Consider the following 11,231-nt stretch of genomic DNA (forward strand, 5'->3'; position numbering starts at 1 on the left):
GTCCTTTCACTGCGATGATCCCTACGCTACACGGGACCGTATTGTCTCGATGATTCCGGAGAAGTCACGATGAGCGCCCTCCCCTGCCGCATAATCGGCGTAGATCTCGCGTGCCAGCAGTCCAAGCCTCGCATCGACTCCGGTGAGTGCGATCGCCTGCTCGGCGAGACCGAGGTCTTTGTTCATGAGAAAACCAGCGAAGCCCGGCTGAAAATCGCGATTCGCTGGGCTCGTTGGCACGGGACCCGGCACCGGGCAGTTTGTTGTCAGGGCCCAGCACTCACCCGACGCGTTACTCGCGACATCGTAGAGCGCCTGGTCTGAGAGGCCGAGTCGTTCTGCCAGCACAAACGCCTCGGCCACGGCGATCTGGCTGACCGCGAGAATCATGTTGTTGCACACCTTCGCGGCCTGGCCGAGTCCGGTTCCGCCGCAGTGCACAATTCGACGCCCCATAAGATCGAGCAATGGTTGCGCCTCATGAAAATCGGTGTCTTCGCCACCGACCATAAACGCGAGTGTGGCGTTCTCCGCACCCACGACACCTCCCGATACCGGCGCGTCAAGCGCGCGGTGTCCGGCGGCAACCGCCATTCCGGCTGCGACGCGGGCATCGTCGACCGCAATCGTTGAGCAGTCGATAAACAGCGTGTTAGGTTTCGCGGCGGCCAGCAGCCCCGAGCCGTTTTCGCCCGAGTCTCCGTAGGCGGCGATAACGTCGGGTCCGTTCGGCAGCATCGTGATCACAGTGTTGGCTTCGGCCACCGCCGCAACTGCAGAATCAGCAACCTTAATACCGGCTGCCCTGGCAGCATCAAGGGAGGCGGGGACAAGATCAAAACCGAGTACCCGGATGCCCGCTCGTGCCAGATTTGCCGCCATGGGACCCCCCATGTGGCCCAGCCCGATGAAAGCGATCGTGGTCATCGTGTACCTCCCTGTTGTGGGTGATCGTGCAGCAGCGAACGCCCAACAATCGAGCGCATGATTTCGTTGGTGCCCTCTAAGATTTGGTGCACCCGCAGATCGCGTACGACTCTCTCGATGCCGTACTCGTGCAGGTATCCGTACCCTCCGTGCAGCTGCAATGCCTGGTTCGCAACTTTAAACCCCGCGTCCGTCGCGAAGCGCTTGGCGAGTGCACACGCCGCCACCGTGTCGGCGGCGCCGCTGTCGAGCTTTTGTGCGGCCCGCTGCAGCAGGCTTCTGGCAGCTTGCAAGTCAGTCTCCATGTCGGCGAGCGCAAACACGACCGACTGATTCGCAACGAGGGGCGCTCCGAATGCCTGTCTCTCTTGCACATAGCTGAGAGCGCGCTCAAACGCCCACTGGGCTCCACCGAGCGAGCAGGCGCCGATGTTCACGCGCCCACCGTTGAGCCCCCTCATCGCGATCCGAAACCCGTCGCCCTCGTGGCTCAGGCGATTGGCGACCGGCACTCGAACGTTCTCGAAGTGCACCTGGCGGGTAGGCTGCGCATTCCATCCCATCTTGTGCTCGTTTGGTCCGAAGCTGAGCCCAGGTGCATCCTTGGGCACGATGACCGCGCTAATGCCGTGCGACCCCGCCTCGCCCGTGCGCACCATCACCAGGTACACGGAAGTCGCACCGGCCCCTGAAATGAACTGCTTGGTACCGTTCAGCACGTAGTGGTCGCCGTCGCGGCGGGCGCTCGTTGAGATCGCAGCCGCGTCTGAGCCAACTTCTGGTTCGGTCAGACAGTAACTGCCGAGCTGCTCCATGGAGACGAGATCGGGGAGCCACTCCGCTCGCTGCGCGCTGTTTCCGAACGCATCTATCATCCACGCAACCATGTTGTGGATCGAGATGTATGCGGCGATCGCAGTGTCGCCCTTTGCCAGTTCCTCGAAAATGGCGACAGCATCGGCTCGCGATAGGTCGGAGCCGTACTCCTCACCCACGTAGATGCCACCGAGGCCAACCTCGCCGGCCAGACGAAGCGCCTCAACCGGAAAGATCTTTTCGGCGTCTCGCTTCAACGCGTAGGGGGCGAGTTCCGCCAGGGAAAAATCACGAACCGCCTGTACAAGGGCGTTTCGCTCTTCTGATGACGTGTTGTTCATGGCTACCCTGCCTTCATGCTCGAGTCTATGTGTTACGCCTGCCCACCCTCAACGTGTCTTTCTTCGACACCGTTGTAAGCCGAAAGCGGGCGAATCAGTGCGTTCGAGGCTGCCTGTTCCATAATGTGCGCCGTCCACCCGGTCACTCGCGCCGCAATAAACAGTGGCGTGAACGTCAGTGTGTCAAAGCCGATGAGGCTGTAGGCCGGTCCCGACGGATAGTCGAGGTTCGGATAAATTCCCTTTCGCGCGACAAATTCACTTTCAAGCTTGGAGTACAGCTCTGCTACATCGGGGCGATCGTAGTGTTCGACGAGGGTGTCGAGTGCCGCCTTCATTGTTGGCACCCGCGAGTCACCGTTTTTGTACACCCGATGACCAAAGCCCATGATCTTGCGCTTCTCGGCAAGCGCCTTGTCGAGCCAGGCCTCGACGTTGTCGGCTGAACCGATCTCATTCATGATGTGCAGCACGGCCTCATTAGCCCCGCCGTGCAGGGGTCCTTTCAGCGCACCAATCGCCCCGACCACAGCGGAGTACAGGTCAGAGAGTGTCGAGGTGATCACGCGCGCTGCGAAGGTCGAGGCGTTAAAGGAGTGCTCCGCATAGAGGATCATTGAGCGGTTAAACGCATCGATCACCACGGGATCCGCTTCCTCACCAAACGCCATCCACAAGAAGTTTGCCGAGTAGTCCAGGTCATCGCGGGGCTCAATAAGTTCGAGCCCGCGCCGACGCCGCTGCCCGTAAGCAACGATGGCGGGCAAGGCAGCGTAAAGTTGGATGCTGCGCTGCAGGTTTTGCTCTGGACTGCCCGAGGCGTCGAGCACCGATCCCGACCCTCCCATGTCAACCGCGCCAATGACGCTCACTGCGGTGCGCACCTCGTCCATCGGGTGCGCCTCAAGCGGCAACAGGTCGATCGCGGCACGCACCTGCTCTGTGAGCGCACGATGCTTCCGTTCCTCCGTTCGCAGCTCAGCAAGCTGCTGGGCAGTCGGCAGCTCGCCGTTCCACAGCAGGTAGGCCACCGCTTCAAACGGCTGCGTCGCCGCGAGCTCTTGCACGGGGTAGCCACGGTACAGCAGGCTGTTGCTCTCGGGATTAACCTTTGACACCGCCGTGTAATCGACGACGACTCCGGCGAGCCCCTTCTTGATTTCTGTTTCTGACATGTTGGCTCCCTAGCTCTTTAGCGTTCAACCTCAAAGTTGAAGACACTCGTGTCGAAGTGGTTGTAGGCCTCGTAGTCGATGAGGTCGTAGAGGTCAGCGCGGTGCTGCATCTCACCGAGTTTCCCGGCGAGGTGCCCCTCGACGTTCAACGTGTCAAGCGCGCGACCGGTTGCCCCCATGGCGATGCGCAGCATTGAAACGGGCCAGATCACGATGTTGACGCCGATGTCGGCCAACTGCTGCGAGGAGAACAATTCACTCTTACCGAACTCGGTCATGTTGGCGAGAATCGGCACATCGAGCGCAGCACGCATAGCGGCGAACTCTTCGAGCGTGCGCATCGCTTCGGGAAAAATCGCGTCGGCACCCGCGTCGACGAGTGCCTTCGCCCGATCCACTGCCGCATCGAGCCCGGCTTGCCCCTCCTGCGTGGCCCGCACGTCTGTGCGCGCCATAATCAGGAAGTTAGGATCGCGGCGCGCGTCGACCGCGGCGCGAATTCTTTTCAGCGCTGTGGCCTCGTCAACGACCGCCTTGCCGTCGAGGTGACCGCAGCGCTTGGGGTTGATCTGATCCTCGATGTGCGTACCGGCGAGGCCAGCATCCTCGAGAGTCTGGATCGTGCGCGCCACATTCATCGGCTCGCCAAACCCGGTGTCAGCGTCAACGATCGCGGGCAGCTCGGTCATGCGTGCGATCTGCTGAGCGCGACCCGCAACCTCGGTGAGCGTGGTTAGGCCGATGTCAGGCAGACCGAGATCGGCGGAGAGCACAGCACCCGAGATGTACACACCGTCAAAGCCCTTGCGCTCGATAAGCCGAGCCGAAAGCGGGTTGAACGCCCCGGGAAAGCGCAGCAGCTCACCGCTCGCGAGCCGCTCGCGAAACAGCCGCCGCTTGTCAGCGGGAGTAGTCTTCGAATACAGCATTTAGAACAGTCCCTTCGGCGCCGCAACCGACTCAAGCAGTCCCGGCTTCGCGATGATGGTGAGTTCGTTTACCTCGGCCGCGGTCAGCTCAGGCAGCCGCTGCACAAGCTCGAGGAAGCGCTCGATTTCTGCCGCCTCAAGAACCGGCTCTGCCAGCAGGCGGAACTTCGCAACGTAGTTCGCACGTGCGAACGGCCGGGCCCCGAGCGGGTGCGCATCAGCAACCGCGATCTCATCGACAACCTTCGAGCCGTCAGTGAGCGTGATTTCAACGCGACCGCCAAAGGCCTTCTCGTTGGGGTCGGTTGAGTGGTATCGACGCGTCCACTCGGCATCTTCTGCAGTGGTGATCTTGTGCCACAGCTCGACGGTGTCGGCGCGCCCCGCGCGCTCTGGGGTGTACGAGTCAACGTGATGCCAGCCGCCATCTTGCAGCGCCACCGCAAAGATGTAAGGGATCGAGTGGTCGAGCGTCTCGCGCGTCGCTTTCGGATCGTACTTCTGCGGATCGTTTGCTCCGGATCCGATGACGTAGTGCGTGTGATGGCTCGTGTGCAACACGATGCTCGCAACCTGCGCGGGATCTCCGAGCTCCGGCCGCTCATTGTGCAGCTTGCGCGCGAGGTCAATCCAGGCCTGCGCCTGGTACTCGGCCGAGTGCTCCTTCGTGTAAGAATCGAGGATCGCACGCTTCGACTCCCCCGCAGTGGGCAATGGCACCTCGTACGAGGCGTCAGGCCCGTCGAGCATCCACGCGATCACGCCGTCTTCACCCTCATAGATGGGGCTCGGCGAGGTCTGCCCGCGCATCGCTCGGTCAACTGCCTCAACCGCCATCTTGCCCGCAAATGCGGGGGCGTGCGCCTTCCACGTCGAAATCTCACCCTTGCGGCTCTGCCGGGTCGCTGTTGTCGTGTGCAGCCCCTGGCCCACCGCCTGATAGATCGTCTCGACATCGAGGCCGAGCAGCGTACCGATGCCCGCGGCCGCCGACGGCCCAATGTGGGCAATGTGATCGATCTTGTGCTTGTGCAGGCAGATCGAGCGCACAAGATCCATCTGAATCTCGTAGCCGGTCGCGATTCCCCGGATCAGTGCTGCCCCGTCTTTACCCGCGTGCTGCGCGACGGCGAGGATCGGCGGAATGTTGTCACCGGGGTGCGAGTACTCTGCCGCAAGAAAGGTGTCGTGGTAATCAAGCTCACGCACGGCGACTCCGTTAGCCCAGGCTGCCCACTCAGGGCTCGTTTTTTCAGTCACGGCGCAGCCAAAGACCGTTGAGCCGGATCCTCCCGTCGACACAGGGTGCGAGAGAGCCTGCGCCCGAGCCGACACAATCGGTCCGCGTGTGAGCGAGGCCGCGGCAACAGAAGCATTGTCGATGATGCGGTTGATGATCATGTCGACAACGTCAGCATCAACGGCAACAGGATCAGCCGCAACCTCCGCGATCTTCCAGGCAAGCTGGTCTTCGCGCAGCAGGGTTTCTTCGCTCTTGTACACACGAACGTGGTGGCTAACAGTCATTGTGATCCTTCCCGGATTGACTCCAGAATCGAGGTGAGGGCATTGTGAAGATGGACGTGTGTGGCGTGGGCCGCGAGTTCGGCGTCACCGTCGGCGATCGCGCGCGCAATGAGGCTATGCTCAGCCACCGACATTTGCAGCCGAGTCTGATTGTCGCGCGCAAGACGGCGTGCTCTTGTGAGGTGGGTGCGGATCGCGCGCAGGCCCTGAGTCAGGTACGGGTTATCGCAGGCGGCATCGACGGCAACGTCAAAGCTTGCGATCAACGCGTAGTACGCATCAATCGCGCTCTCGTCGTCAACGACCGTTTGCTCGAAGGATCGGGCCAGCCCACGAAACACTTCACGGCTCGGCTGCGTCGCGGCGATCCTCGCGGCCATCTCTTCGAGAGCACGGCGAGCGATAAAGAGCTTGCGAATGTCATCGACGTCGAAGTCGGTGACGACCGTCACTCGAGGCGATTGCTGAGCGATGAGCCCGTCGGCGGCCAGGCGTTTCATTGCCTCCCGCATGGGAGTACGACTCACCCCGAGCCGCTGGGACTGCTCAACCTCACCAAGAACGGTGCTGGGCGGCAGGATCCCCCGCTGAATCTCGTCGAGAAGCACGGCATACGCACGGTCACTCGCTCGCATGACACCTCCCTTGACTGAACTCCAATGTATACATAAAGGAGCAATAAGTACAGGGTTGCCCCAGAAATGCCAGCTGTGTATACAAATAGCCGCTAGCGGGACATATCGTCAAGATATTCATTTCCGCAAACACCCCGGCAACACGGACACCTCAAGACTGGAGTCATGTCAACCATCGCTCCCCCAAAATCAGCCAGCACTCACGTGGCTTATGTGTCCAAGACGTTGGCGAGCCCGCAGGATCGCGCAAGAGGCGCCCTCGTTGTGCTGTTTGCCGTGTACATGGCGGTGCTGAGCTGGACCATACTCTGGGAGCTGGAAGCACCTTGGATCGGCCACGCTTCCGACCGCGTGCTGAAACTCATACCCTACGTTGCCACTGATTCTGCGGGGGCCAACCCCACCAGCGAGGTCCTGCTGAACATCGCGCTGTTCATTCCCTTCGGTGTTTACCTCAGGCTCCTTGCACCAAAATGGTCTGCGGTCGGGATCGTCAGCCTTATCGCAGGCACGAGCGTTTCGTTTGAGGCGATCCAGTACCTGTTGGCCATCGGAGTGACCGACACAGCCGACGTGATCAACAACAACCTGGGCGGCCTGATCGGTGTCGTACTGTGTGTCGCCGCGAAGCGCGCACTCCGCAATCGCACCGACACCGTCTTGCTTAGGGTCATGCTGATCGGCACCGTGGGAGTATTACTACTGGTCACGATGTATGTTCTGGGATCACAACTGCACCACATGGGTCCACCGGCGCAGTTTCCACCCCGGCTCTAGATATCAGCGATAATAATCTTTTTCATCGGCATCAGGTGCTGGAATGCGTTGGGTCGTTCCATCAACTCACCCATATTTTTGGGGACGATCTGCCAGTTCATACCGAATGGATCCACGAGCCAACCACACTGCTCCGCCGCCGGAACGGTTGAGAGGGCATCCCACAGGCGGTCGATCTCGGCCTGATCCTCGCAGTGCGCCTCAAACGACATGCCGCAGGTAAACGAAAAGTCTTGCTCCCGCCCGGAGTCCATTGCCGTAAACCACTGCTCGCCGATCCTGAAGTCACTAAACATGACGGAGGTCGCCTCGGCCGGTCCGGTTGCTTCACCGTAGAGCACCCGTTGCCCCAGTTCAGCGTCTTCAAACACCTCGAGATACCGGTCAACCGCAGCGGTCGCACGATTCTGTGCCGGACCGCCAAACATGAGCGCGGGAACCACAAAGGGACGCGACTCCCCCGCCGGATCCGTCAGCATGAACTGCCAGCTCACCCCGTAGCGATCCTGCACCCAGCCGTAACGAGCACTAAACGGATACTCCTGCAGGGGCATCAGAACAGATCCGTCCTCCGCGAAGACCTCCCAGATTGTGTCGAGCTGAGCGCGCGCCGCAACCGCGTCGCCGTCGAAGTCCAGCGGATCAAAGTTCAGCATCAGCGAGACAGAGGGATTTGGCGAAAACGTGTCATCCGCATTGATCAGGGTGAGACGTGCCTCACCAATTTCAACACCGACCGTAAGCGGTTCGCCCGCCAGTGGTTGTTGAAATTCGAGCAGCCCCTCGAGTGGGTATCTCGATTCCACCCAGGTTCGTGCGTTTGGGAACAAGTCAGCGTAGTAGGCGCCCACCTCTTCGGCGTTCCCGTTACACCAGATGTTTGTGACGATCTTCTGCATGACGTTCCTTCCAACTTGTGCTCGCAACCGCATCGTTGCACCTCATTCAGTATCGATCCAGAAGATCGCGCCCGCAAGGCCGAACCCAGGGCTTGCCGTGAGTCTTCGGTGCGCGGAGAATAAGACACGTGGCCGAGTTCGGCACATTCAGCACTGAGGAGCGAGTATGTCTATCCATCTAAATCCCTACCTGAGCTTTCGCGGCAACGCACGTGAGGCGATGGAGTTCTACCACTCGATCTTTGGTGGCGAGCTTCGACTGAATCGCTACGACTCGATCCCGGGCGTCATGGGAGACGGTGACGAGGGTTCCAAGATTATGCACGGCCAGCTCGACACTCCGAACGGCCTCACGCTCATGGGCGCAGACATGCCAGAGAGCATGGCAGACATGCCCGATGTAACCGTTGGCGGTAGCTCGGTGTGCGTGTGGGGCGAGGATGGCGAGCAGATCCGGGCCTACTGGACCGCTCTCTCAGAGGGAGCAAAGATCAACATGCCGTTCGAGAAGGCACCCTGGGGTGACACCTTCGGCGATTTGCGCGATCGTTACGGAGTGAACTGGATGTTCAGCCTGGCGGACGGGCCTGCGGAATAGACGAGGGTTCTGGGGGCGGCAGTCAACTACTGCTGCCCCAACCACTCCTCAAACGTCTGCGACGTGAGCTGGGCATCCGGACCGGGCAGAATCCCACCGTCGCGCAGCGCGCGCCCAAAACCACCCGGCAACGGGAACTCAACCACACGACCGCTTGCGCCAGTTTTTGCCCACCACGCGCGCGTCAGTTCAACCATGCGCCGCTCAGCAGGGCCCGCGAGATCGCGCGCGTTGCCTGCGGGTGCAGCGCCAGCAAGCTCAACGAGGCGCCGCGCGACATCTTCAGCGGCGAGCGGCTGCGAGCGCATTGCGGGAACGAGCACCAGCGGGCCGACCTTCGTGGCCACCTGGTGCGCAAAATCGAAGAACTGGGTGGCGCGCAGGATCGTCCAAGGGACCTCTCCCGACGAGACGAGCCGCTCCTGCAGCGCTTTGCCAGCGTAGTACCCGTGCGCAGACCCTGCGGCGCCAACAATCGACAGGGCCACGTGGTGTCGCACCCCCGCTGCCTGCTCGGCCCGCAACAAGCTCGTCGTTGTGCGTTCGAAAAACTCTCGTGAGCGCTTCTCAGAAGTGGTCTGTGTTCCGCAGACATCGATAACCACGTCGACGCCGGCGAGATCCAGTCCGACACCGAATTCTAAATCGACACCGTTTGCCCGCGACAGTACAAGTGCCTCGTGCCCGGCCGCTTCAGCCGCCGACACAACGTGCCTACCGACAGCACCGGTGCCACCTGCAATTGCGATTCTCATGCGGATCCCCCCATCGATTTCAGGTCGCCCGAACTGGCCAGACCCGCGACGAGACCCAGCCTAGTGAGTTCCTCATCGACGATAAACGCGTAGAGGTCGGCCGGGGCAGTGACCATCTGATTGAACTGACCGAACACTTCAAATGAAATCGCCCCGTGCAGGCGAACCCAGGACTCAATCCCCAGAGCCACGAGCGATTCAGGTATCTCCGGGCAAAAATCTCGCTGCATCTGCAACACCGCGGGTCCAGCTTTTTTGAGAGCCGGGGTGAGATGCGGCCGGGCACCTCTGGCATACGCGTCACGAAGCACCCCAAACAGAACAGTGCCAACCCTCGCCGCCGAGATAACAGTTAACTCTGGCGCGGCATACCCGGGAACAGGCGAGCCATATATCAGCGCGTACTGGTGGGGATGCTGCAGCGCCCACACGCGCATCGCTTCGGCGGACCGCAAAAAACGCTGCCGAAGATCAGCACGGTCGACCCCGCGCTCGGCCTGCTCAACGAACTCCCCCAGTCCGTCATACGCTTCGAGTATCAGAACCGTGAGAAGTGCGTCTCGGCTCTCGAAGTAACGATAGACCGCTGAAGAAACGAGTCCGCACTCACGCGCAATCGCGCGCAACGAGAGCCCCGCGGCACCGACCTCACCCAGGTGCCGCCGGGCAACATTAAGCAGTTCACGCTCGGTTTGTTCACGCGCGAGCTGTCGCGGTGTGCGCGGCGCACTTGAGGTTGTGTCTCCGGCAGGATCACCAGTGTCAGTACCCGCACGATCTGGTGTAGTCACGGGTTCCATTATGCCTCCTCGCTACCGGTAACCCAATTTCAGAGAGCACTGCTCTTGCAATTCAGGCCAGCCTAACCTACTATCGAGAGAGCACCGCTCTCTCGACCCAGAAAAGACATCATGAACGACACATCTCACCACCTCGTCATCGGCGCGGGTCAAATCGGATCCGAGCTCACGCGTCAGCTCCTCAAGCGCGGCGACACCGTAACCGTTGCAACGCGCAGCGGCACGGTCATCCCCGGAGCACACGCAATTTCGCTCGATGCCTCCGACACGGCGGCGGTCACCGAGGCTCAGCTCGGCACCGCCACAACGTTCCTGTGCACAAACCCGCCCTACAAAAGCTGGCCCACCGATTGGCCGCCCATCTTCGCAGCTGCTATCGCGTCGGCCAAAGCGTCGGGATCCCGCCTCGTAGCCATGGGCAATCTTTACGGCTACGGAAAAGCAACGATGCCGATGACAGAGCACACGCCCTTTCACCCGGTCGACACCAAGGGAGAAGTGCGCACCGAGGGCTGGCGGCAGGTACTCAAAGCCCACGAGCGCGGCGACATCACCGCGGCCGAGGTTCGGGCGAGCGACTACATTGGCCCCTTTGCGGACGCGACCTCTCACGTCGGCAAGAGGTTCTTTGGGCCGATCCTGAACTCCAAGACCGCCAGGGTTATCGGCGATCCCGAACTCCCTCACTCCTGGAGCTACCTGCCAGACATCGCAAGGACGCTCATCGCGGCAGCGGACGTTGAGGATCGTAACGACTGGGGCCGAGCCTGGGTGGTGCCGAGCACCACCCGAAGCCGCGTCGAAATCGCCACGGAGATTAACGAGGCGTTCAACACGAACGGAAAGGCAGCCCGGCTCCCCCGAGCCATGCTCCGCCTAGCGGGAATGTTCGACGCCAACATCAAAGAGGTCGAGCGCAGCAGCTATCAGTTCGAGATGCCGTTTATCGTTGACTCCACCGAGACCGAGCGCACGCTGGGCGTACGCTCGACCCCGTGGAAAGACGTCATTCAGACGACCGGCGCCTCCTACCTTTGAGAACGGCGCCAGCT

The 11,231-nt window shown here is 61.2% G+C and carries 12 protein-coding genes; 3 read left to right on the forward strand and 9 right to left on the reverse strand.

The features are described 5' to 3' along the window. Positions 1-21: 21 nt before the first annotated feature. From mmsB to G7068_RS03555, 6 genes are read right to left on the reverse strand one after another with little or no spacing between them, the layout of a single operon-like run. Positions 22-927, reverse strand: a complete 906-nt coding sequence (mmsB, locus tag G7068_RS03530; protein ID WP_166288965.1) for a 3-hydroxyisobutyrate dehydrogenase — start codon at positions 925-927, stop codon at positions 22-24. Next, positions 924-2,084 carry an acyl-CoA dehydrogenase family protein gene (locus G7068_RS03535; protein ID WP_166288969.1) on the reverse strand — a complete coding sequence of 387 codons (1,161 nt, stop codon included), beginning with the start codon at positions 2,082-2,084 and terminating at the stop codon, positions 924-926. Before G7068_RS03535 ends, mmsB begins: the two co-directional genes overlap by 4 nt. A gap of 32 nt (positions 2,085-2,116) precedes the next feature. Then, a complete protein-coding gene (locus tag G7068_RS03540) occupies positions 2,117-3,259 on the reverse strand; it encodes a bifunctional 2-methylcitrate synthase/citrate synthase (protein ID WP_166288972.1) in 1,143 nt (380 codons plus the stop codon). Positions 3,260-3,276: 17 nt separating this feature from the next. Next, complete coding sequence (gene prpB, locus G7068_RS03545; protein WP_166288976.1) at positions 3,277-4,188, reverse strand: methylisocitrate lyase; 912 nt, start codon at positions 4,186-4,188, stop codon at positions 3,277-3,279. Next, on the reverse strand, positions 4,189-5,715 hold the full coding sequence (locus G7068_RS03550; protein ID WP_166288980.1) for an MmgE/PrpD family protein: 1,527 nt from the start codon (positions 5,713-5,715) through the stop codon (positions 4,189-4,191). Beyond that, positions 5,712-6,350, reverse strand: coding sequence for a GntR family transcriptional regulator (locus G7068_RS03555; RefSeq protein WP_166288983.1), 639 nt, complete (start codon positions 6,348-6,350; stop codon positions 5,712-5,714). The genes G7068_RS03550 and G7068_RS03555 overlap by 4 nt, the downstream gene beginning before the upstream one ends. A 165-nt stretch (positions 6,351-6,515) precedes the next feature. Between G7068_RS03555 and G7068_RS03560 the strand changes: the two genes are divergently transcribed. Beyond that, on the forward strand, positions 6,516-7,127 hold the full coding sequence (locus G7068_RS03560; RefSeq protein WP_166288988.1) for a VanZ family protein: 612 nt from the start codon (positions 6,516-6,518) through the stop codon (positions 7,125-7,127). On the opposite strand, the gene G7068_RS03565 is transcribed toward G7068_RS03560, so the two are convergent. Continuing rightward, positions 7,124-8,026 (reverse strand): VOC family protein, encoded by a 903-nt coding sequence (locus G7068_RS03565; protein ID WP_166288991.1) that lies wholly within the window; start codon positions 8,024-8,026, stop codon positions 7,124-7,126. The two genes, G7068_RS03560 and G7068_RS03565, sit on opposite strands and share 4 nt — an antisense overlap. A gap of 166 nt (positions 8,027-8,192) precedes the next feature. Here G7068_RS03565 and G7068_RS03570 point away from each other — a divergent pair, with 166 nt between their 5' ends. Beyond that, positions 8,193-8,624, forward strand: coding sequence for a VOC family protein (locus G7068_RS03570; protein ID WP_166288995.1), 432 nt, complete (start codon positions 8,193-8,195; stop codon positions 8,622-8,624). 26 nt (positions 8,625-8,650) lie between these two features. Here the strand turns inward: G7068_RS03570 and G7068_RS03575 are convergent, their stop codons facing one another. After that, positions 8,651-9,379, reverse strand: a complete 729-nt coding sequence (locus G7068_RS03575; RefSeq protein WP_166288998.1) for an SDR family oxidoreductase — start codon at positions 9,377-9,379, stop codon at positions 8,651-8,653. Beyond that, positions 9,376-10,179, reverse strand: coding sequence for a TetR/AcrR family transcriptional regulator (locus tag G7068_RS03580; RefSeq protein ID WP_166289036.1), 804 nt, complete (start codon positions 10,177-10,179; stop codon positions 9,376-9,378). The genes G7068_RS03575 and G7068_RS03580 overlap by 4 nt, the downstream gene beginning before the upstream one ends. A 111-nt stretch (positions 10,180-10,290) precedes the next feature. Here G7068_RS03580 and G7068_RS03585 point away from each other — a divergent pair, with 111 nt between their 5' ends. Continuing rightward, positions 10,291-11,217, forward strand: coding sequence for an NAD-dependent epimerase/dehydratase family protein (locus tag G7068_RS03585; RefSeq protein ID WP_166289039.1), 927 nt, complete (start codon positions 10,291-10,293; stop codon positions 11,215-11,217). The last annotated feature ends 14 nt before the right edge of the window (positions 11,218-11,231 follow it).

Origin of the sequence: Leucobacter viscericola (assembly GCF_011299575.1) — a bacterium.
In the GTDB taxonomy this organism is placed as follows: Bacteria; Actinomycetota; Actinomycetes; order Actinomycetales; family Microbacteriaceae; genus Leucobacter; species Leucobacter viscericola.

Coding starts and splice junctions, on each gene's coding strand:
- mmsB (WP_166288965.1), bottom strand. CDS start 927: ATGACCACGATCGCTTTCATCGGGCTGGGCCACATGGGGGGTCCCATG.
- G7068_RS03535 (WP_166288969.1), bottom strand. CDS start 2,084: ATGAACAACACGTCATCAGAAGAGCGAAACGCCCTTGTACAGGCGGTT.
- G7068_RS03540 (WP_166288972.1), bottom strand. CDS start 3,259: ATGTCAGAAACAGAAATCAAGAAGGGGCTCGCCGGAGTCGTCGTCGAT.
- prpB (WP_166288976.1), bottom strand. CDS start 4,188: ATGCTGTATTCGAAGACTACTCCCGCTGACAAGCGGCGGCTGTTTCGC.
- G7068_RS03550 (WP_166288980.1), bottom strand. CDS start 5,715: ATGACTGTTAGCCACCACGTTCGTGTGTACAAGAGCGAAGAAACCCTG.
- G7068_RS03555 (WP_166288983.1), bottom strand. CDS start 6,350: ATGCGAGCGAGTGACCGTGCGTATGCCGTGCTTCTCGACGAGATTCAG.
- G7068_RS03560 (WP_166288988.1), top strand. CDS start 6,516: ATGTCAACCATCGCTCCCCCAAAATCAGCCAGCACTCACGTGGCTTAT.
- G7068_RS03565 (WP_166288991.1), bottom strand. CDS start 8,026: ATGCAGAAGATCGTCACAAACATCTGGTGTAACGGGAACGCCGAAGAG.
- G7068_RS03570 (WP_166288995.1), top strand. CDS start 8,193: ATGTCTATCCATCTAAATCCCTACCTGAGCTTTCGCGGCAACGCACGT.
- G7068_RS03575 (WP_166288998.1), bottom strand. CDS start 9,379: ATGAGAATCGCAATTGCAGGTGGCACCGGTGCTGTCGGTAGGCACGTT.
- G7068_RS03580 (WP_166289036.1), bottom strand. CDS start 10,179: ATGGAACCCGTGACTACACCAGATCGTGCGGGTACTGACACTGGTGAT.
- G7068_RS03585 (WP_166289039.1), top strand. CDS start 10,291: ATGAACGACACATCTCACCACCTCGTCATCGGCGCGGGTCAAATCGGA.